General features: G+C 56.3%; 16 protein-coding genes. 10 read left to right on the plus strand and 6 right to left on the minus strand.

The genetic code is table 11. From position 1 onward, the window contains the following. Positions 1-10: 10 nt before the first annotated feature. Positions 11-370: a type II toxin-antitoxin system RelE/ParE family toxin gene (locus ABID16_RS22415; RefSeq protein ID WP_354558605.1), complete on the plus strand. Its 360-nt coding sequence runs from the start codon at positions 11-13 to the stop codon at positions 368-370. Beyond that, positions 360-683 carry a helix-turn-helix domain-containing protein gene (locus ABID16_RS22420; RefSeq protein ID WP_354558606.1) on the plus strand — a complete coding sequence of 108 codons (324 nt, stop codon included), beginning with the start codon at positions 360-362 and terminating at the stop codon, positions 681-683. Before ABID16_RS22415 ends, ABID16_RS22420 begins: the two co-directional genes overlap by 11 nt. On the opposite strand, the gene ABID16_RS22425 is transcribed toward ABID16_RS22420, so the two are convergent. Together ABID16_RS22425 and ABID16_RS22430 are read right to left on the minus strand one after the other, a co-directional pair. Then, positions 668-1,105: a hypothetical protein gene (locus ABID16_RS22425; protein WP_354558607.1), complete on the minus strand. Its 438-nt coding sequence runs from the start codon at positions 1,103-1,105 to the stop codon at positions 668-670. The genes ABID16_RS22420 and ABID16_RS22425 overlap by 16 nt on opposite strands. Further along, positions 1,102-1,839, minus strand: coding sequence for a restriction endonuclease (locus tag ABID16_RS22430; protein WP_354558608.1), 738 nt, complete (start codon positions 1,837-1,839; stop codon positions 1,102-1,104). The genes ABID16_RS22425 and ABID16_RS22430 overlap by 4 nt, the downstream gene beginning before the upstream one ends. A gap of 859 nt (positions 1,840-2,698) precedes the next feature. On the opposite strand from ABID16_RS22430, the gene ABID16_RS22435 reads away from it, so the two are divergent. Together ABID16_RS22435 and ABID16_RS22440 are read left to right on the plus strand one after the other, a co-directional pair. After that, positions 2,699-2,902 carry a cold-shock protein gene (locus ABID16_RS22435; RefSeq protein ID WP_354558609.1) on the plus strand — a complete coding sequence of 68 codons (204 nt, stop codon included), beginning with the start codon at positions 2,699-2,701 and terminating at the stop codon, positions 2,900-2,902. Between the two features lie 104 nt (positions 2,903-3,006). Then, positions 3,007-3,795: an NYN domain-containing protein gene (locus tag ABID16_RS22440; protein WP_354558610.1), complete on the plus strand. Its 789-nt coding sequence runs from the start codon at positions 3,007-3,009 to the stop codon at positions 3,793-3,795. Position 3,796: 1 nt separating this feature from the next. Here the strand turns inward: ABID16_RS22440 and ABID16_RS22445 are convergent, their stop codons facing one another. Next, positions 3,797-5,011, minus strand: coding sequence for a Swt1 family HEPN domain-containing protein (locus ABID16_RS22445; RefSeq protein ID WP_354558611.1), 1,215 nt, complete (start codon positions 5,009-5,011; stop codon positions 3,797-3,799). Positions 5,012-5,275: 264 nt separating this feature from the next. On the opposite strand from ABID16_RS22445, the gene ABID16_RS22450 reads away from it, so the two are divergent. Together ABID16_RS22450 and ABID16_RS22455 are read left to right on the plus strand one after the other, a co-directional pair. Beyond that, positions 5,276-6,139 carry a restriction endonuclease gene (locus ABID16_RS22450; RefSeq protein WP_354558612.1) on the plus strand — a complete coding sequence of 288 codons (864 nt, stop codon included), beginning with the start codon at positions 5,276-5,278 and terminating at the stop codon, positions 6,137-6,139. Positions 6,140-6,148: 9 nt separating this feature from the next. Continuing rightward, positions 6,149-7,009 carry a hypothetical protein gene (locus ABID16_RS22455; RefSeq protein WP_354558613.1) on the plus strand — a complete coding sequence of 287 codons (861 nt, stop codon included), beginning with the start codon at positions 6,149-6,151 and terminating at the stop codon, positions 7,007-7,009. Positions 7,010-7,183: 174 nt separating this feature from the next. On the opposite strand, the gene ABID16_RS22460 is transcribed toward ABID16_RS22455, so the two are convergent. Together ABID16_RS22460 and ABID16_RS22465 are read right to left on the minus strand one after the other, a co-directional pair. Beyond that, positions 7,184-8,065: a nucleotidyl transferase AbiEii/AbiGii toxin family protein gene (locus ABID16_RS22460; protein WP_354558614.1), complete on the minus strand. Its 882-nt coding sequence runs from the start codon at positions 8,063-8,065 to the stop codon at positions 7,184-7,186. Next, on the minus strand, positions 8,053-9,132 hold the full coding sequence (locus ABID16_RS22465) for a type IV toxin-antitoxin system AbiEi family antitoxin (protein ID WP_354558615.1): 1,080 nt from the start codon (positions 9,130-9,132) through the stop codon (positions 8,053-8,055). The genes ABID16_RS22460 and ABID16_RS22465 overlap by 13 nt, the downstream gene beginning before the upstream one ends. A gap of 260 nt (positions 9,133-9,392) precedes the next feature. On the opposite strand from ABID16_RS22465, the gene ABID16_RS22470 reads away from it, so the two are divergent. From ABID16_RS22470 to ABID16_RS22485, 4 genes are all read left to right on the plus strand, one after another. After that, on the plus strand, positions 9,393-10,778 hold the full coding sequence (locus tag ABID16_RS22470; protein WP_354558616.1) for a hypothetical protein: 1,386 nt from the start codon (positions 9,393-9,395) through the stop codon (positions 10,776-10,778). Positions 10,779-10,802: 24 nt separating this feature from the next. Further along, on the plus strand, positions 10,803-13,523 hold the full coding sequence (locus ABID16_RS22475; RefSeq protein ID WP_354558617.1) for a UvrD-helicase domain-containing protein: 2,721 nt from the start codon (positions 10,803-10,805) through the stop codon (positions 13,521-13,523). Positions 13,524-13,737: 214 nt separating this feature from the next. Beyond that, on the plus strand, positions 13,738-17,199 hold the full coding sequence (locus ABID16_RS22480; protein ID WP_354558618.1) for a DEAD/DEAH box helicase: 3,462 nt from the start codon (positions 13,738-13,740) through the stop codon (positions 17,197-17,199). Then, entirely contained in the window at positions 17,196-18,998 is a 1,803-nt protein-coding gene (locus ABID16_RS22485; RefSeq protein WP_354558619.1) for a phospholipase D-like domain-containing protein, read from the plus strand. Before ABID16_RS22480 ends, ABID16_RS22485 begins: the two co-directional genes overlap by 4 nt. Here ABID16_RS22485 and ABID16_RS22490 read toward each other — a convergent pair. Continuing rightward, a complete protein-coding gene (locus tag ABID16_RS22490) occupies positions 18,995-20,293 on the minus strand; it encodes a DUF4062 domain-containing protein (protein WP_354558620.1) in 1,299 nt (432 codons plus the stop codon). The two genes, ABID16_RS22485 and ABID16_RS22490, sit on opposite strands and share 4 nt — an antisense overlap. Positions 20,294-20,386 lie beyond the last annotated feature (93 nt).

A 20,386-nucleotide genomic window follows, 5' to 3' on the forward strand; every position in this document is an offset into this window, starting at 1 on the left:
ATATAGGCTGATGTCAGAACGAGTGTTCAAAACAGCATGGTTCGCGAAGGCAGCAAAGAAAGCGCGCATCTCCGACAAGGCGCTGTCAACGGCAATACGTCAGGTAGCCGTTGGACAGGCCGACGATCTTGGCGGTGGCGTTTTCAAGAAGCGTCTCAACGACAACATGCATCGTTCAATCGTTCTGGCCAAGGCCGGCGAGTTCTGGGTGTTCGCCTATCTTTTTGCCAAGAAGGATCGGGCAAACATCGATGACAACGAGCTTCTGGCGTTCCGGAAGCTTGCTGACCTCTACCGCCGCAAGACGCAAGCCGACATCGAGGCGGAACTCGAGACCGGTGCCCTATTGGAGATAGACCATGGCGATTAATCGCAAGTTCAAGAGCGATGCCTTCGAGGCAATCCATAGTGCTGTTGAAGGCATGTATGCGGCTGGGACCATCGACAAGGAAACGATGCGGACCTTCGACGAAGATTGCCTAATTATCCCGCAGGAGCTTACGCCTGAGGAGATCAAGGCGCTCCGAGAGACGAACCATGTCAGTCAGCCCGTCTTCGCCCGCTATCTGAACACCAGCCAATCGACGGTGCAAAAATGGGAGTCAGGTGCAAAACGACCGAGCGGCCCCGCGTTGAAGCTGCTTTCGCTCGTGCAAAAGCATGGGCTTCAGATGCTTGCGTGACTGAAAATCCGTTCGACGGGTGCGAATTCCATTTTCGTCTTTTTCGCCTTGAACGGGTTCGAACCGCCGACCGCGTTGTTACAAAAGCCCTCGGCCTCAAATTTTCCGGCAGCGGACATCGGCTTGGTCTGGGTGGAATGACCGATTTGGGGCCGTGAACAGGCGGGCTGGTTACAGGCGAGCATTTGGAGATGGCTGCCATTCTTAGCAAAGGTCGAACGACTATGCAGTTCCTCGGAATTGAGGTCATCCCACCGCGAGGCCGGAAAGCCACCTGTAACCTTCACGACGACGTCGGTGAAATTAGACCTGCGGTTCGATACCGCTATGATTCGTGGTCTCGAAACGGAGTACGAAGCGGCGTGCTCGCCGCCGGCACTGTACTGTGTCAGACGCGAAATAGGTCGCGTGTGGTCGGTCAATCCTCGTAGAAGCGGCCTTCGTCGAGGTCGTTGAACGAGCCGAACTTCCTCAAATGCGGCTTGATTTTCGTTATCCACTCGTCCGCAGAGCGATTCACCTTGGTTTGAGAGATTTTGAGCGCGTCGAAAAATCTCGGGGCATCCAGCAATTCAATTGGCATGCCGAGGGCGCTGAATCGGTTCGCGTCCTTGATCGCGCCAGAGCGAAACGAAGACGTCGTGACGAACATGCCCCTGGTGAGGCCAGCGAGGACCATGGCCCCCGACAGGGCATGTATCTGGGTCGCTTCGATCCTGTCTTTCCACCGTTTGACCTGGACGCCGATCCGCGTCTCACCGGCGATTAAAATGACGTCGATCCCGCCATCGCCTGAGTAAGCGGTCACCTCGGAGACATAGCCATGGTCCGCGAAGACACTTCCCACCGTCAGCTCAAAAAGGCGCGGATCCATCTGAAGCCGGTGCTCGTATTTAGCCGTCAGATAGTCCCGTACCTCTTGCAACGGGGTCTCGACATTTGTCAGGTCGAGATTCTTGAGGACACCGAACGACCCGAGTTCAAAAACGGCCGTCGTATAGCGGTCTATCCGCTCCCTGGCTTCGCCTCGGGCATTCCACCACCCGCAGATTTGGCAGACGCCAATCCACACCTCCGTAATATAGCCGAGGCGCCCATCATCCCTTTCAGAATCGAGTTGGTTGAGCCGCGCACGGCAAAACGGGCAGACGTCCAAGCGGCATGCCTCCCCGATAAGCTCATATGAGCACTGCGCATAATCCCAAGCCGACATCGCAATGCACCCTAAATGTCTTGCACGCCACAGTCGTGTTATGTGACCTTTGTCGAAGTCTCAAGTCTCGATCTATAGCAGCAAGGGGTACGACCAGGCATCCCGTGAGATGGCCGCTTACCACATTTCTACGGAGAAACCGGTCTAACCGGGTACCGCAGTTTTGTCTGCAACCACTGCTAGGACATCCTGCTGCCACAACAGGCGAGCTACCCGCGTGAATGAACAACAGCATTCCTCAATCCCGCCTCGTAGGCTACCAACCGGATCGTCCCAAGGATCGCCGCTGCCGTCACCTCAATGAAAGTCCGCTACCAAGCAGTCACCAGCCCGCCCGTAACGGCCAATTTGACGGCGCGAAGCCGTCGTTAAACGCATTCATCGCAAATATCCGCAGCGTCCTCGTCAGCGGACGAGCTCTTAAAATGCTTGATCGGAATGGAACCGCTGACCCGTCATTCCGAAGATGAACCGCCTTGAAGGGATGGCCCTTTCCAGATGTTGCGTTAACAACTGATACGATTAAGAAGATCGAGGATCGCCGCTACCCGGCAGCCTGGAAAACGCGCGGGCAGCGAAACACGTTCGAGACTGGATGGATGGGATGCGTTCGACGCGGACGGCCTCCTTCGCTGAAGCAATCCGGCCGGCCGGATTGCCGATCGGCCGGCTGACGCTTGATGCAAACGATGGTCGTCCTTTTAGGGCGTGTGACGGGGTAGGTCTTCGAGGTTGATGCGGTCCGGTTCACATTGTAGTTTCCGCTTCGTAGTCTTGGCACAAAACGCAGGAACGGAATTCCATGGCAACCGGAACGGTTAAATTCTTCAATGACGAGAAAGGCTTCGGCTTCATAACGCCCGAAAATGGCGGACAGGACGTCTTTGTCCATGTATCTGCCCTGCAACGCGGTGGTTCACTTCGTGAAGGCGACAAGGTTAGCTTCGAGGTTGGACAGGATCGAAAGACCGGGAAGTCCAAGGCAGAGAACGTCGCGGTCCTGTAAAATCGCGGGCGCCGCTATTACTCGGCCTGCCGACCAGGCTGGACGGAGTTGCGGTGCCCCCTTTGTGGCTTGAGGAAGCGCGTTGCGTGGGAGAGGTTTGACAGATGACCGGCACATCCGACACGTTGGCCCTTCTCATCGACGGTGACAACGCCTCACCGAAGATCGTCAGCGGGCTTCTGGCGGAGATCGCCACCTACGGCACGGCGAGCGTGAGGCGCATCTACGGCGATTGGACCAAGCCAAACCTGAATGGCTGGAAGGAGTGCTTGCTGGAGCATTCTATCCAACCCGTCCAGCAATTTGCCTACACGACCGGCAAGAACGCAACGGACGGCGCGATGATTATCGACGCGATGGACCTGCTCTATACCGGGCGCTTCTCTGCTTTTTGTATTGTCTCGAGCGACAGCGATTTCGCTAGGCTAGCATCGCGCATCCGCGAACAGGGCGTGACCGTTTACGGTTTCGGCGAACGCAAGACACCTCGCCCCTTTATTACCGCTTGTGACAAGTTCGTCTATTTCGACGTCCTCAACGCCAGCTCGGTCGAACCGGAGTCGCACCAAGACACACGACCCGTTGCCGCAGCCAAGGCAAAGGCGTCGGCCGCCAAGGCACCTGCAAAACCCAGGCTTGACGCAGCCGCTTTGAAGATGCTTGAGAATGCCGTGACGGCGTCGGCCGACGAAGACGGCCGTGCCAACCTGGCGCGTGTCGGCGCCCACCTGGCAAAACAATCTTCGGACTTTGACGCCCGTAACTACGGTTTTGCCCGCCTAACCGATCTCGTCGAGGCCTCCGGCATTGTCGATGTAGAGCGAAGCGGCGACAGCCCGAAGATCGTCACGGTCCGCCTGAAGGGAATGACCCGGCCGAAAGCCAATCGCTAGGTTACCAGCACTGGCGGCGAATGGCGTTGATCAGACGGGTAGTCTCGGATCTCAGCAAGAGGTCGTCGTCAAGTGTGATGAAACGGGAATGCATCGTTGCCAACCTGACTGGAAATAGCCGCTGGAAGGATTCCTGGACATCTTCCTTGCGACCGAAAATGGGTTTGAAAACCTTAGTCCAGTTGTCGCTCTTCTCGATGATCAGTTTGTAGTGTGTGAAATCGGCGTAGTCTATCAGGGGGATATCGTTGGCTCCTGCCGCGCGCGCCTTTTCCCGCTTCGCATGCCAATCGTCTCGCACCGCGGGCGGCAGCTGATTCATCCACTGATCCCCGAAGGCACCACTCATTACGGTGACGATGAACGCCCGCACCTCCCTTTCGAACCGAATGAGCGTCCGATAAGCGCTGGAATTCAGCTCGACGAAATCATCGTCATCGTCCGCCGGTAGTTCATCTTCCTCGACGGCAAGTCCGGCAATCACAACCGCTTCGTGGTAAGCCGGCTCGGAAAAATGCGTAAGATGCGGGTCAAAGCCCCTGCTGTCATACAATGCGAGGCGCCCGGCAGCCGTTTCCAGCTCTGCAACGTTGAAGGTAATCGGATCACGCCAATCACCAAGTTCGAGCCGCAGACGCGAGGAGATGTCAGCGCTGAACGATAATGCCGATGTGGAAAGGCGACCGACCTCCTGGAGGTCGATGAAGGACTGGAACGAACGCATGTGATCGTGGGTATCGACCCAGCCAAGTCGCATCGCTGCCATTCGGCTTTCGACTGTCTTCGCACCCCCGAGCTCAGCTATCGTCGAGCTTATGAGCTTCAAATCTGCGACAGTGCTCGAAATTGTCTGTGTATCGGGGAGAAGGAACTGCTGTTGCAGCTCGCGCAGTTGATCGGAGAACTGAGCATGTTGTGCTCGAATTGCGAGCACGTCACCTTTCCAGTTCGCCTGATCGATCTTGGCAACCGCGCCACTTAGGCGGCGTACCCGCTCCGAGATGGCGTCGCTGCCTCCAAGGGTCTGGCGCAGCTCCGCAAACATCCCTGTAGCTTCCGTTGAACGAGACTTCAGTTCCTTCATCACCGCTTGTATATCTGCGCCGGGACCAAGTCCGCTCGCTACCCTTAACGTCTCCTGCAGGTCCTTGAGAGGATTTCCTGCCTTTTCAATCTCGCGGCTGAACTCAAAGAGCTTCTTGAATTCATCGTTCATTGGCACCCACCTTTGCGGTACATCCATATCCAGTTTTGAATCTGGCCTCGACGTTACCGCTTGTCATCTGCCGATTGCTAGAGAACCTTCTAGCCGAACTCTTTGCTAACAACGTGCATTGCTTAGAGACGGGCCACTAGCAGCTTAGAACGAAAAGAACGAGATTCCCGTTTCCGCGATTGCATGCCTATCCGGTCTTGCGCCAAATTAGATTGCAAAAGAAATTGAGCGGGCAAATCGATGGCGCAACTTACGACAACCGACATGGCGTTGATCGACAAGATCTTCGGAATGTACGGCGGATATGCCTTGGACTTCAGCAACGAACGTTTCGCGGCTTTCTTCAACCGCGATCTCAAGATTGACATCTATCACGACCGTTATGCGATATACGGACCCTCTAAAGGAAAGCATTTCCGTGCGTTCCTCGAGATCTCCCCCGACGCTGACGTCGTTCGCACTCTCACAGCATTATGGGAGTATCGGGAAACCGGTATGCTTGATCGTGCTGAGGAAGAATCGGTACCCAGCGCACGGCAGCGCCTTAGCAATTTGCTGCAGAAGCTGGGCGGAAAGTCACTTTCACCCGATTCCAACGCCGCACCTCCACAGCCACCTGAGCCGAAAGGGCCGAGTGAGGGCGAACTTCTTGCGTTGGAGCAGGAGTTCCTCGCTTTGACGTTGATGGACGAAGCCCCCCAACAGCGAGGATATGCGTTCGAACGTTTCTTGAAGCGCTGGTTCGACGCATGGGGCCTGGATGCGCACGCATCGTTTCGCACCGCCGGCGAACAGATCGACGGATCGTTTCAGCACGAGGGAAGCACTTACCTTGTCGAGGCCAAATGGCACTCGCGACCGGCAGATGCCGCAATGCTTCACAGTTTCCAAGGAAAATTGCTGGAGCGCCCGGATTGGACCAGAGGGCTTTACGTTTCATATGGCAGCTTTTCCGGCGAGAGCTTCGGCGCATTCACCGCCCGCCGCTTGATCATGATGGATGGCGCCGACATCTACCACGCTCTCAACCGACGACTCGATCTTGGAGAGGTCGTGCGAAAAAAAGCCCGACATCATTCGGAGCGCCGGCAGCCGTTTGCGCGTGTGACCGACCTGTTCCCCGTCTGAGGTTGAGCGATGAAATTGTTTGCCACCCGGGTTTGGGGGATGGGCTTCGAGCGTATCCCGATCGCAACCTTCGGAATGAAAGGGCATGTCGATCGGCTGCTCCGGCTCGCACGGCGAGGTGATCGTGTTGTTTTTGTCGGCACTCAGACAGACCGAACCGACGAGGAAAACAGGGGCAAGATCCTCGGCATGGCCGAGATCGGATTTGAACCCTTGAAGACCCTTGATCTGGTCGGTCGAGCAGACCTCGATGACCGCGATTTCGATGCTGCAGGAAATTTCAAATTTCCTCACGCCGTGGCGTTGACTCGCGCGTGGCGGTTCGAACCGGCTCCTCTACTTATCCGAACGCTCTCTAGGCAGTTGGCCATGGTGGCGACTTCGGGAGTGCAGGAAGTCGAAGGGCCCTCCGACGTCGCCGCCATACTCGCACTGCAAACAATCGAAATCGATTTACCGACATTGCCGTCGCTGGAAGCAATGCGCCGGATGAATGATGCGCTTCGCAACACAACCGGTCCGCGGCCAGGCGATGCCGGCTACATGGTCAATCCATCTACTGATGGTGAAGCGTGGACCTATGGATTGCAGTTCGGGAAAAGAGATGTCTGGAAGATCGGATGGGCAACCGACGTCGATGTCAGATGCATCGAGATCAATCAGCACATCCCTGTCGAGCTTGGCCTAGAACAGTGGGGCGTCGTTCTTCGTCAACGCATGAACAGTCGCAACGCCGCCTATGACATGGAACAACGCGTTCTTGAGCTGCTTACGAGTAAGCGGAGGGGCTATGAGCGCGTCCATTGCTCGCAGAAAGAGATCGATTCTGCCTGGCAGCAGGCGTTTGTTGATGTCATCCGCGGGAAATGACGCAGGATTGAATCCAAGCGGCTACCGTACCGGCCAGTTTCCTGGAGGTGCCGCACCATGTCCTCTCCGTTCGATGCCGCCGGAGAATGGCGTTTCGTCGCCGCGAGCCAGTCACCTCCACGGGTGCTGTGACGGGCGAAACAATCAGATCGAACTGTTGCGGCATTCGCTATCTCAGTTTAGATGTCTGCTTCGCAGGCCGAGTGCCTGCAGCCACGCATCCACCTGTCCGAAAGCATCAAGTTGCCACTGGTCAGGGGAGCGGTCGCCGAGAATCTCGGTCTCAGCCACGAATTTTCGGACACTCGTCGGGCCATAGCCCTCAGGTAGGTCAAATTTTTCGGAAATGTACTGGTAGCCTTGAACGCCGCTCTTCTCTTCGAGCAAGGGCTTGCAGGCTTCGGCCAGTGCTTCTATCCCATCGGGATAATTTCGAATGCAGTAATAGACATCATATGCGTCTTTTTGCTTATGCCTTCCGTTGAGGGCATATCCCTTCATTGCCAACAATGCTGGGATGGAACACACCGCGACCTCAACGCGGTTTGTGCCGCCTTCTGGCATATCGCCCGAAATAGCAACCAACTGATAGAACCGGAGAGCAAGATCCGCTCCATAAGCCCGTTGCACGGCAAAATCGCTCAAGATGGGAGGACTATTTTTTACGATCTCAGCATGCCTGGGCATGAGGAAATCAACGATTATATTAATGGGTGCGCCACCATCGCTCGCCGGCACCTCACGGACAAGCTGGAATCTCCGGAGTTCCTTTCCCTGCTCGTAGCCGTGCCCCATCAAAGCCTCGACGAGCGTCACATATTCGCCATCGCCCAACGCTTCCGCGTCAAGCCCAAGGTCTACATCAAGCGTGCCGACATGACGCATGTCCTCATTGTCAAGCAGAAGCCAGGGAACCGCGCCGCCGATTACGGCGAACTTTCCCTTGAAACTGCCGAGAATCTGGCCGATCTCGAGGAGCACGCTCTTAACGGCCTTCGTAGTGCGGTCTTCATAATCAGCCGCAGATTGGGGATCGGGTGCGGCTACGTTTGCCATGATAGTTTTTCCTTTCGCAGGTGATCAGCTGCCTCCGCTCCTCTCTCCCCTGCTATCGCAAGATCGAGATAGGTCTGAACGGGACTCGTGCAGACTATACCTGGCCCCGGAGCGATTGCGTCGAGAAAGGCCCCCTCTTCTCGTAGCACTGTAATGACGACGTTTGCCCCAGCGGTAGCGGGCGATAGTTTCAATGAATCGTGCAGGCGTTTAGCACCAGCATCGTCCGCGTAGAAATACTGAGTGGAAACCCGTCCATACGGCGCGAGCCACTGCGCTGCAGAAAACGAAGCGAAAACTGAGCGCGGCGCTTCAGCATCGACGTTCAGAACTTCACGAGCAGCCGACTCGAGCAAAGATCCGTGCAGGGTGGTATAAAAGGTGAGTCGCTCACCTTTCGGCGCCTCGTACACTTCACGCCAAGCGTCGAGCAGGTCACCAGGACGTGCAAGTCGTAGACCATCGTCAGTGACCTCGGCCCACTCGCGATCAACGAGCTCCGTTCGAACGTTGCTGACATGACCAAGGCTCACGGCAGATGCTTCGGCGAGATCCACGACCTTCCATGCCCGCCCAGGATCGCGAAGGAGGATACGAAGAACTTGCGCTGACTTGGGTTTGAAGACCGATTTGAAGCTGCGCTGGAAGGCGGGTGGTTTGTCCGAAACTTGGCGCTCGATGTATATGCCGTCGAGCACTATGCGAGCATTTCCCATTAGGTCGAGGTAACCCACCTCGTATTCTCGGCAGAGAGCCTGAGCCTCGTGCGACAAAAATGGAGCAATGAAAATTGGAACGGCACGAGGGGTAAAGTTGTCAGCCGCCCTTTGAAGCTGAAGCAGAGCTGCTCTAACATGCCGAGGCTGCCCCATGGACTTCACTTCACACGCAAGCAGGTGCGGGCGGCCGTTGTGTGTAAAGCGGGCAATGATATCGACCCCGATGTCTGGACCGTGCGCAAGTTCCACGCCGTGAACCTGCAGAGCGGGCACGTGCTTAAGCAGCTCCTCGACTGCCAAGGCAGCTTGCTCTTCTAGTTGTTTCAGTGGAAGATGCGCTTTCAACATTTGCTGAAAATGTCATCAATAGTGAAATTAGTCAAGAATATTTCACCAAAAAATGCATTTTCAACGTTCGTTGAAAGGTGAATAACAGTGAAATATTTCTGAACGCTGTGCACTTGAGGCGACCGCAAAGTGCTTTTCCACCATAGCACCTCTTGGTGACCTGGAAGCAACGAACGCTTGTTAGTAAAGTCAGGAAAGCTCTCGGGGGCTGGCTTCAAGCCCCTAAGTTTTACGCAAGTTTTCATCATTTGAGAGCGGCAATGGATAGTCAGACGCAACAGCCAAACCGAGAACATCACTTTTACGTCTCAACCGCCAAGTTCCTCTTCCACCACTCTCAACATGGCATTGTGGCTGTTCGCGACCCCATAAGGCTAGCGGACGCCGCACGGCATGGGCTGAACCCTATCATACTCTACGGCCTCACCGTCGCAGGCCTGCCGATACGCTGGCTGACGTTTTCTCCAGTCGGCCAGCGCAGAGCATTTCGGGAAGTGCTGCTAACGGCGTGGAGAAACGCTGAGGGGTTGCGCGGCCTGCCAGATATTCTGCGTGTAAACCGCTATGTGGCACAGGCAGATCCGATGTTGGCGGAAGACATGGGCAAAATCGGCGTCCGGCTTGAGGTCGCCGACGCCAAGGATAAAACGGTGCCAGCATCATTACGCTCGGCCCAAGAGGCATCCGGATGGTTGTCAAAAAGGCACGCTTCGGTTGATCCGTCTCAGACCGCTTGCGTCGAAGCCCTTTGTCGCGATGCGCTTGACGATCACGATTGGAGAGCGAGTCGCGGTCCCCTCAGCCTCAGCAACCGAAAGCTCGAGGAAAAGATCGAACGATGGCTGGAGTTGCCGATGCAACAACCGGCATCCATTCCCTTCGAAGAGATGGATTGGGAAGCTGGTTCATGGCTATCATCCTGGGAAACCTCGCTCCCGCCCGATCAGCCGCGTTACTTTCATCATGACGGGATGAGCCGAAGGACCTGGTTGCTTTTGGGAGAAGATCCATTGGAGGATATTGACGATGATGACGATATCCCGGTCTACAAAGAACACGACAATACAGTTGAAATCGCCAAAAACTTGGTAGCCTGCTGGCCCAACTCGCCGAAAGAGATCGCCGCAGCAGTCGGGATAACCCTGCGTCAACTCCAGTGGTTTATCTCGGAACGTTCTACCCTGGCCCCATCGGCGCGCTTCGACCTGCAGCGTCTCCTGGGCATCGAGTATGACGAACGGATGGGTGGCTACACCCCCGTTGGACCTTACGTTCTGATCGCCAAGAAAGGTCAGGCACTTGAAGCGATCTATCAGGAGATTTCAGACGGCGGGAATGCTTGGCCTTGCGAACTCGTCCCCGCTCAAGGAGCTGCCGACCCGAGCTGGCGATATGTCTTGATCAATGCCTACGGGAAGCGACCAACTTTTATCATGGCGCCTCGCGGCGATGCAATTACTGAGCGCCTGCCGGATCTGGTCATGAACTATGAGGGAATCCGGCCGGTCTCGCCAGCCTTTTACCGGGATGTCGTCTCGACCTGTGCTAGGGCTTGCAAGACGACGCAGGCCAATATTCGAGAGATGATGGAATTCGCACGCAGGCACGAACAGCAGTGGACCGATTGCATGTGGGTTCCAGACTGAGCTTTCTGGTAGCACTTAAACTTGATGTCTGATCGCATTCGAACATACCGACCTGGATTTTTTGCACGGCTTCTTCCCTCGGGAAAATGGAAGGCGACGCTGAACTCGTCGTTGCCAGCAGCCGTGCAACTTACTGTTGGCGGCGTAGTCAATCTTCCTTGCCTCGAAATCATAGCCATCTCTGTCAGAAAGGCTTTGCTATGGCATTCGGTTGAAGTCAGCACGCGGAATGGAACCCACAGCCTGTCCTGCCTCGGAGAAGAGGCCGCGACCGGATTGGCGGCTGACCTTTACAGCTTCATCAATAGCCACCTCTTCGACCTGATCGGCTCCGACACCAAGCGCCTGAGCGAGGTTGACACAAAACTACACTCGATAATCGAAGGTAACCGGCAATATCTGGCCCAAGCCGACCTATCCCGTGCGATTGCAAGTGTAGGCGGTCAAGCCGCGGCCTCGCTTTTGCACCCCGTGTTCGACCCGGAACTGATGCCAGCCACCCTGAAAGCGGCGCTTCCACAATCGCTCGCCTACATCACCGATCCAGCTGTGCGTCATAGATATAATGCTACGTTCGTCTCGGTGGAGCTGTCGAGATACCGGTCGTTCTTCGACAATTTGGACGGCCGCTCATTGTCCGACCAGCAACGTGAGGCATGCATTCGGCTGGAAGATAGCAATCTTCTCATCGCCTCCGCCGGCTCCGGCAAGTCTGCCACCATGGTCGGCAAGGTGGCCTATGTACTGGACAAGCAGCTCTATCGGTCTGAAGAGATCCTTGTTCTCGCCTTCAACAAGAGCGCAGTCGACGAACTGAAAGAGCGATTATCGCGTCAGCTCGCGGTCGATCCGGGAAATCTGGGATGCAAGGTGACCACGTTTCATGCCCTCGGTCGCGGAATTATCGAAGAGGTCGAAGGTCGGCCACCACAACTCGCCGACTGGGTCGAACACCCTGCCGGCGAAGCGAAGGTCATTGAACAGATCGTTGACGAGCTGCTGCGATCGGATGTGGAATTTGCCAGACTCTGGATCAACCTACTCGTACTGCATCCCAAGGCGGATATTCCGGCCGACGCGTTCGATTCCGACGCTGACTACGAGCGCTACCTGTCGGTGCGCCGACGGAAAGGCAACGCGACCATTGGGACGATGGCCGGCATCTATGTGAAATCGCTCCAGGAACAGACGATCGTCAACTGGCTCTGGCTGCACTCCGTCGCGTTCGAATACGAGCGTCAGACCCCGATTGAAGAGGAAAATGGGGAGATCCGGCATGTGCATCCGGACTTCTACTATCCTGACAGCAACACCATCCATGAGCATCTGGCCATCAACGCCGACGGTTCCTCGCCGTTCGCCAACTACGTCCCCCATGCCGAAAACAAGATGGCTGCTTACCGCCAGGCCGGAATGGACGTGTTCCAGACGACCTCGGCACAGGCGAGCAGTGGATCGCTGATTACCGAACTCGAGGCCGAGATCACGAGACGGGGCATTCAGCTCGAACGAAAAAGCTATGCGGCAATCGTCAAAGCCCTCGAACCGGTTGTCATCAAGCACTATCACAAGCTGATTGCGGTCTGCATCAAGCACATCCGCGCCAGTCACCTCACCCTCGATGTGCTGCTTGAGCGGGCCAAGTCGCTTCATGATCGCGCCCGCGCTGGAGAATTTGCGCAAATCGCCTGGAAGATCACCGAAACCTATTCCCGGAAATTGGAGGAAGCCAATCGCATCGACTTCGACTCGATGATCGCAAACGCCACGCGGCTCGTGCAGACCGGGCAGTACCGAAGCCCCTACTCCCTGATCCTCGTCGATGAGTTTCAGGACATTTCCGCGCCGCGCGCGAATCTGATCAAGGCACTGAAAAATCAGAAGTCGTTCACCAAGATCTTTGCCGTCGGTGATGACTGGCAGTCGATTTACCGCTTCGCCGGATCGGACATAACAATCTTCACACAGTTCGAAGCAAATTTTGGGGCAAGCTGGCAAGGCCGCTTGGAACAGACCTATCGTTGCAACCAGCTCATCGCCGAGACGGCCGCCAGCTTCGTCCAACGCAATCCTGCCCAGCTCAGGAAATCGGTGCGCTCCACCCGGTTGGCGATCGCACGATCAATCCGAGTCATTCCGATCGAGAGCGAGCGCAGCAGACCCGATTTCGCCGATGCCTGCCGTCGGTTGCTAAGACGGCTCGATATCTTCCTGGGCGGCATTTCCGAGCAGAACGAGAAGTTCAAGGTGATGGTGCTTTGGCGATACAACCAGCTCGACCCCTTCAGGGGATCGGAACCGAGGTTTGAGAACATTGAGGTCGCGGGGCTGTCGTTTCATCGCGCAAAAGGACTCGAGGCTGATTACACGATTTTGCTCGATGTCAGTGAAGGTGACTACGGGGTGCCGAGCCGGATTGAAGACGACGAACTGCTCAACCTTGTTATGCCTCGCCCCGAGACCTTCGACTATGCCGAAGAGCGGCGCCTTTTTTATGTCGCTCTGACCCGTGCGCGCCGGGGCGTGTTCCTGCTCACGAACAGCCGGGAGCCATCCAGATACATCCGAGAACTTTCAGAGATCGCCGGCGAAAACCTGCGTTTCGAGACCGTCGACGGTGACGGACTGAATCAATGTCCGGTTTGCCGCGTGGGTTATCTGGTCGAACGCACAGGTCGCAACAAAAGCCGGTTTTTTGGATGCAATCAGTATCCCGAATGCGCTCATACCGCTCATATGCGCTGATCTATGTTGTCGTCTTCCGGTGGCGATACGAAATCCATGGTATTGGCGAGTACAGGAGTTTGTCTACCTCTGTGTAAAACGATGCCTCCCAGGGGCTGCCAACTTGATCGCAAATCGAACCGCAGAGCCTGTCACACGTAGCAAATGATCGTGGAAGTAGACTTTTCTGTGCATACCTTGCTCAACACTTGCGAAGGAAGTTGATAAGATCTTCGTGGAACGAATCGCCGCACGAAAAAGGATGAAAGCAAATATGGCTAGTTCGACATCCGCGCGCGTGAGGTCGTTGGATGCCATCTACCGGTTTTCAGATGATTCCTTTCCTGGCGAGGCAACCTCCTGGAACTCCCATCTCCGACCAGCGACAGGCATCAAGGATGGTGAGCGCTATCTCGTTCGGCTTTTTAAGAAAACCGGCACCCCCCTGGACGGTGATCTCAGGCATCTGCTCGATAGGGGGCTTCGGAGAATCCATCGTGTCCTGACATCACGACGAGCCCGAGACGTACTCGTTGAGGTGATCGATATTGTCGAGGACGATAATGAAATCGGTGTCGCCATGCTCAGGCCTGGCGATCCGCTATCAGGGTCGACGTATAGGACAAGAGCACGTCTCCAGCTGCTCATGACTGGCCCCGGACGCCAAGTCTTCTGGCGCAATATGCTCCGCATCGCGGAGGGGTTGAGCCTATGTCATGACGCGGGCATTGTGCACGGGGCGATCAGCCTTCATACCATATTCTCCCAAACCGATGATGTGCCGGACTACCGCCTCGGGGGCTACGAGTCTTGCGTTCAGATTTTGGACGAGGACCCAACACCCGATCGCGGCAGCCTGCGAAACACCGGCGTTGTTTCGTTCAGGCATGACTGGGTAGATCTAGGGAGGGCCGCCCGCGCCATACTCGGCATGGATGGAACCGCTCCACCGACTTTGTCGAGCATGGAATTCAAAATGCTCGATCGGCTCACGAACCCACCAAATTTCCAGTTGTTTGATGGTCGGACGGTGATTCGGGAGATCAAGGAGGTCATCGAGGAACTAGATCGCGTGGGTTCCGGCGGAGAAGGAGAATTGATCCTCTACCCGAGCAGGCAGGCAATGCAGAGCGACCTTGCTTCCCTGACATCCGGAACCATCCCGGCAGCGGAAACACAGCGCGTCTTACGGTTCGTAGCCGACGACCTCCTCGGTCCGGAAATCAGCGCGGTCGCAACAAGTACCGGGTTGATCAAGCTTGTAACCGATCTGGCAATATACAACGTTCGTGTCGAAGAGGGACGCATAGGCACAATAACGGGAGCGTGGAAACGACGGCCTGACGATAGAGTGGCTGACGCCTTCGAAATCAAACAGCGCATTCACGTTGCAGTCAATCGCGCCGGTGCAGACGAGCGGGCCCAGCGGACTGGGCTTGGTGTGATTGGGTGGGCAGAGATTGCGAGGAAGAAAACGGCCGCCGGTGCTCGTGACGACCCGCCTTCCTGGTTCGCGCTCATTCTCCTTGAGGCATTCTCGTTGCTGCGCGAGCAGTTCAGGATATATCCCGTCAAGGTCGTCGACCCGCCTGACACTGCCGGTAAGGATCTGGTGTGGGTAACCCCGCTGGACGATGAGGAAAGGAATGCCAGACGCAAGCGTGCTGGCCTGCGGCCTTGCGCCGAGTCGTTGAGGCGTGAATTCTCTCATGACGAGGGGGGACCCGATTGGACTCTTGCCGCATCCGACGCTCTCGGTGGGATGCGTGAGAAGGTGCCGGAGCTTTCTTTCGAGGGCGCGGAAAATATTGGCGGCGATCGGCTTTACGGCTTTTCCTCGAGCGAACCTGTCGTCCCAGGCCAATCGCTCTTCCTGAGGCCGCGCAGGGATGTTGGCCTCGAGCAAGCTGTGAAACGCCGTTTGCAAAACATCGTGGCGGCAAGAACCAATGCCGAGTTGTTGAGGGCGATCGATGATCCGGCACAGGTTGCGATCGATGACGCGCTCGTCGGTATCGCCGCGCCAGGGCCGCCCCCGCGAGGTCTGGACGGTACCAAAACGACCGCATGGAATTCCATTGCGGCGGGCAAATCGATCAGCGTAGTCGTAGGGCCTCCGGGCGTGGGGAAAACGTACCTCATTTCAGAGCTCGTAAAGAGCATCCATTCCCAGGCCAGCCGCTCGCGAATTCTGGTGTCCGCGCAGAACCACGAAACTCTCATCAACATGGAACATGAGTTGAAGGAGGTCCTGCCTAAGGAAATTGCGATAGTTGTACGGGTCGAGCGCGCCCGAAATGGTGGCGAGAAAGGCTCATTGCGGGCGGGTTCTGCCGCCATCCTTGGTCGTATTAAGAAAACCCCGGAGCTGGGAGTGATGGCCCCCCAGTTTGAGCTGATCGAGCAAGCATTGCATCCTACGGGTTCGGGGCAGGCTGCCGTCGCGGAGAGGGTGTTACGCGACACGGACACCCTCCTGCTAAGGTCATCCAATGTCACGCTGGCAACGACATCGTCGCATGTGATTGAAGAGATGATAGCAGACGGCGACCAGTTCGACTGGGTGTTCGTCGAGGAGGCAGCAAGGGCAAACGGGTCCGAGCTTGTTGGCGCGCTCCTACTCGGCAATAGAAGAGTCATTATCGGCGACCACAACCAACTTTCACCGTTCGATGCGGCGGAACGAAAGAAATTTTACGATGCTGATCGGGCGCAAGAGCTCCTCGCGGATGCCCGTAAACAGCTCGGCACCTTTTCTGATTTACCTCCAGAGGTAGACCTAGCCCTCGAAGTTCTCGAAACCGACAAATCGCTCAGGGTGGATGTGCTTGGATTGGCGACGCGATTTGAAGAGCCCTTCAGATCGATCGCAGAGCGCGAGGAGGAGCGATCCCGTACAAACGGAATTGCTAGCTCAATAGCCAGCGCTTTGCTCGAACAGAGCCGGATGCATCCGGCGATCTGCCAGCTGGTGTCAAATACCTTCTACAACGGTCTGCTTCAGCCAGCCCAACGTGTGGTGGATCGCAAACCGACGCTTTCGACAACCAAGAATCTGCCGTCATCACCAATTGTCGTTCTGAACTTGCCATCACTCAGCATGGTCAAAATCCGTGCCTTTGAGGAAAATATCAAGGGGTCTTTCAGGAACGTGACTGAATGCAAGGCACTCATCCAAGCAGTCAAATCCGTGCAACCCCACCGCGACGATAAGGGATGCCTCCCAACACTCGTTTTCCTCGCGCCCTACTGGGCGCAGGTCAAGCAGCTTGAGCGGCAGCTAAATTCCCTGATCGACGAACAGGACGGCACGCTATTCGGCTTCGCAAGTCCGCGTGACGACCGGAGGTTTGTTTACACGTCCGACAGCTTTCAAGGCGGCGAGGCTGATCTGGTGGCGGCGAGCCTGGTCCGCAATAACACGCTGGTCGGCGGTCGGGCCTTGGGTCATGTCAGGAGCCGTCAACGTATGAACGTCCTTCTTAGTCGCGCAAGGCAGAAGCTCATCCTGGCGACTAGTCTCGGATTCCTCGGCGATGCCGTCGAAGGCACCGATCCTGATCATCTCGGGGGGGAGTTGGGCTTCGTGAAGAAAATGATCGATGAAGTGCATGTCCTGACAGAGAGCCGGCTGGGGAATACAGTGCCTTGGGCATCCATTGTCCCGGTCGACGTGGGCGGAAAGCTTTGTCTATGAAACTCCATGTCGCCGCCTGGCATTACAGGGCCCGAGCCATAATCCAGCGGGTATGGGGCTGGAGCCCTGTTGAGGAGATGGTGCTTCTTCGACTACACACCGCGCCGGGAACAATCGAGAGCGTTGCGAGTGCATTGTCTATTCCCAGCCAAATCGTTGACGCCGCCGTGGCACGGCTGATGCAGTTTGGACTCGTCGAAGTACAGGTTGTTCCAAAACCGGTTCTTGTGACGAGCGCGATTGGAAAGGAACTCATCCACACCGACCGCCCCCTTCCAGAGAGGACTGTCGAAAGGGAAATGAGCATCAGCCTTGTCTACGAGCGAGCTGGCCATTCGATCTTTCGTCGACGGGATGTGACACTAGACAGCACCCGAGACAGTTCCGGATCCGTAAGAATGGTAGGTTTCCCGAAGGACGATCCACCCGAAACCGACGACACAATGGCCGATCGCGTGCAAAGGCTTGTGGCGGGCCAGATCCGTCCAGGAGAGTGGATGCGGGGAATCAGGACCGTCAATTCCGTGATCGAGCCAAAGTTTGTAGTCTTCGACCTGAACGATGCGCGCGATGGTGTTTTTCCGGATGGATCGAGCGACGAGCTCAAGGCAATGCTGGGCGAAGTTATCAAAACGGGCAACCTCCCCAAGCTTACGCCACTCAAACGTCGGGAGCCTGAAGCTTTCCGAACTGCGTTCAATCCTGACGATTTGGTTGTTGGCGCCGAAGAGCACCTTGACCGGTTCGAGCAAATAGCGGACGCGGCACGGAGCGATTTATTTGTGCTCTCGACATTTGTGGCGGGTGCGGATGATGAAAGAGGACGCGAAAACCGCGAGCGCATCATCGGAGCAATAGAGCGTGCCTGCCGGCGAGGTGTTCATGTGCACCTCTTTTACGGAACGACTTTGGACGAGCGGTCGAAGAACGCGAATGCGATGGAAGCTCTACGGGTTCGTCTCACCGTCGGGAATCTGACAAGAGGATATGTCCTGGTGCATAGGGACCCGGTGGCGAGCCACGCAAAATTCCTCGCCGCGGATGACGGCCAAGGTGGCGTCGTGGTCTTGTTAGGGTCTTGTAACTGGCTGTCGTCGCCGTTCAATTCAGTGGAAATATCCGGGGAGATTCGCGAGCATGAGGCGAGCGCCAACCTGCTCGACATTTTGAGAAGCATTGTTGGTCCGCTGTCGGAGGCGCGACGTTCAGTCGAAGAACTTACCTTCATGGCCGCTGAACTGAGGAGGAACAAGCGCACGCTTAGGGACACTGAAGCGGCCAGCCCGGGCAGAATCGCAGCTAAGATGACCATTCTCCTGGCAGATGACCACGAGCGTGTGCTGCGGTCGGCCGCGCATGATGCGAGGGAGCGTTTTGTTTGTTGCACGAACCGATTGGGCGCTCCAATGGTGCCCGGAGTGTTCAACCCTGCACATGTTGCCGGCCAACGTATCGCCGACGTGAGAGTGTACTATTCACGCCGTTCCGGCCCAATCAAGCCCCGTCACGTAGCCAGGCAGCGGGAACGGCTGATTGGTTTGGCAAGGATCATTCCAGTGCGGGAACCACAACTGCACGCTAAGTTTCTCGCCTGGGACAATGATAGTATCGTTATCACGAGCATGAATTGGGCCTCGCAGACGGGTCTCGCTGAAAACGCTCTCGACGAGATAGGGCTCCTTGTTGAAGCACCCGGATTAGCGGTTGCGCTGCTCGGGAAGTTCGAAGCACTACTTCCGGTCGACGCGCGAGGCCAACAGGTGCTCGCGACATGGGAAAGCGTTGAGCTACAAGATTAATCGGCCAGTCTTGTCAAGTTCCGATGGGCAGACTCGTACGATCGTAGAAAGTTGTCGGCAGTGGCAACACATTCCGAGAGGTCGAATCGATCGTGAACGATATCGTCCATCAAATTGTCAGCGATCGAGACGTAGAGACCGGCTCCGCTACCGCGCTCTAACAAAACCCGCCGCGCGTTGTCATCGCGAAGCGAATGACCAACAACGATCATTGGCCGATTGCCGATCATTTGCGAAATCTTGCGCCAATAATTCTTGTCGTTGCGAGCTTTGGCAGCATCCTCTTCTGTAACGATCAAGCTCGATGGACTGCTTACCGATCCATCAAGTTGGAAAATTGTGACTTGCCGGCCATCTCCCCGAACAAATCCGTTTGGCGACCGTACATTGAAAGGGATGCCCTGAGCTATACACGCGCGCTCGAATAAATCGTCGTAGTTTGTAGTGACGATGTGGCTGAAACTTGCTACCGCCGATAAGTGGCCGGCTGTCGGAACAACCCCTTGAACCACATCAAACGCTTGTGCAATTGTCGCTTCGAGGATTGCGCGGCCGAGGCGGCGCTCGACCGCATAGGCTACATCCGCGAAGCGATGTCTGGCGAGAATGTTTTCACCCGAGACTCCGAGCGACAGCCGCGATCCAAAGAGTTCGGCCATCACATTCGCGGTAGGCAAGCCTGCGGACACAGAAACCCCGGCTCCCGCGAAAAGGACGGGATCGCAGCCTATAAACCCCTCTGGAATTACAACACCGGCGAAGTCTTCAGCGATCCGTCCGTTTGTGTCACTGCGATTGGTTGGCTTCCGCTCCGCCAACTCCCGCAAAACCGAACGTTGAAACAAATCTAGGACCGCGTCTCCAACCTTGCTTGCGAGCTCGTCAATCCATTCGAACTCCTGCCTGAAGCGCCCAGCCTCCCAGTCACCAACCTCGCGGCGGAACGCATCTCGCGCCTTCGCATCCTCCGTATCCCGAGGTGAGTCGTACGCAAGGCGCTTGAAAAATGGCAAGATGGGCAATCCGATCGAGTTGGCGAGGAGAGCTTCCATGTGGGTCACTGATCGCCCCTCACCGGCACCTTGCCCCGCATTGGGAACCCACCCGTAGCTGTCTCCGCTGAGCAGAATGAAAAGATGTGACGTCTCGATCTCGTGACGAATGACATCCCAGCTTGAGTTGCCATCGGGATGCATGTCCTCTGCGTTGACGGGTTCGACGTTCAGAGAGCGAAGCCGTACAGCTATAGCCCGGCGTGCATCGCCGAGATCCTTCATCGTGCTGCTGATGAACACGCGCAATCTACTTGACACTTAGTTCCCCCTTCGACGAGAGACTGAACAATGCTGAAAGGCACCCGTCAAGGCGAGCCACACATCGCGCAGCAG

The sequence above is a fragment of the Limnomicrobium aquaticum genome (assembly GCF_040545545.1).
GTDB lineage: Bacteria > Pseudomonadota > Alphaproteobacteria > Rhizobiales > Rhizobiaceae > Ensifer_A > Ensifer_A aquaticum.